The following is a 1,059-nucleotide window of genomic DNA, read 5'->3' as shown; positions in this document are numbered from 1 at the left end:
ACGCGCCACCGCCAGCGCACGCGGATCGGGCCCGGTCGTCTCGGCGTCGTCGGCGAGGCCGTCGAACAGGTCGGCCAGGCCGGCCCGGAGGTCCTCGTCGAGGTCGGCGGAGCGCCGGAACACCGACGACGCGGCACGCAGCTCCGCGACCCCGGTGTCGTACTCCGTGCGCAGCGCGGCCCAGTCGACGTCCGTCATCTCGCCCTCCGTTCGGCGTGGTCGATCCCTCCCCCTCCACGTAACCACGGAGCGGGGCGCTCATGCGGCGTCCACAGTGGCGGAACCGGACACCCCTGCCGAGACTCGTCACAACGGTGCGTAATGATGTGGACATGACGTCGAACGCCAGCGGTACCCCAGGGGTGGACGTTCCGGACGGACGTGGCCGGACCGGGTTGCACCTCACCGGTCGTGACCTGCGCGGCAACCCGCGGGTCGAGGTGCTCGACGTCGAACTGCTCGCGTCCAGCTGGTACGTGCTGCGCAAGAACACGTTCACCTACCGCCACCGCGACGGCCGGGTGACGACCGAGTCGCGCGAGACGTACGACCGCGGCAACGGCGCCACGATCCTGCTCTACGACGCCGCCCGGCGCACCGTGCTGCTCACCCGGCAGTTCCGCTTCCCGGCGTACGTCAACGACCACCCGGACGGGATGCTGCTGGAGGCCGCGGCGGGGCTGCTGGACGGCGACGACCCGGAGACCGCGATCCGCCGCGAGGCCGCGGAGGAGACCGGCCACACGGTGGGTGACGTCGAGCACGTGTTCGACGCGTACATGAGCCCGGGGTCGATCACCGAGCGGCTCAGCTTCTACGCGGCTCCCTACAGCGCCGACAGCCGGACGTCGGAGGGCGGCGGGGTGGCCGGCGAGGGTGAGGACATCGAGGTCGTCGAACTCGACTTCGACAAGGCGCTGACGCTGATCGAGCAGGGTGACATCGCCGACGCGAAGACGATCATGCTGTTGCAGTGGGCGGCCCTGCGCGGCCCGTTCCGTAGCTAGATGTGCTGTCCAGGGAGGTTGGTCAACCTGGTGATGGGCGGTCGGCCTGAGA

Annotated in this window: 2 protein-coding genes; one reads left to right on the top strand and one right to left on the bottom strand. The window is 70.4% G+C overall.

The window, feature by feature from the left end; all coding sequences use genetic code 11:
• Positions 1-198 (bottom strand): hypothetical protein (locus ABD437_RS16670; RefSeq protein ID WP_344649763.1); only part of this gene is annotated, 198 nt, incomplete at its 3' end.
• 134 nt (positions 199-332) lie between these two features.
• Between ABD437_RS16670 and ABD437_RS16665 the strand changes: the two genes are divergently transcribed.
• Entirely contained in the window at positions 333-1,007 is a 675-nt protein-coding gene (locus ABD437_RS16665; RefSeq protein WP_344649762.1) for an NUDIX domain-containing protein, read from the top strand.
• Positions 1,008-1,059: the final 52 nt, after the last annotated feature.

The organism is Cryptosporangium japonicum, assembly GCF_039524755.1.
GTDB classification, from domain to species: Bacteria; Actinomycetota; Actinomycetes; order Mycobacteriales; family Cryptosporangiaceae; genus Cryptosporangium; species Cryptosporangium japonicum.
This window is presented reverse-complemented; position numbering and strand designations above follow the sequence as displayed.

What these genes read in the sequence shown, in the direction of transcription:
- ABD437_RS16665 (WP_344649762.1), top strand. Translation starts at nt 333, where the DNA reads ATGACGTCGAACGCCAGCGGTACCCCAGGGGTGGACGTTCCGGACGGA.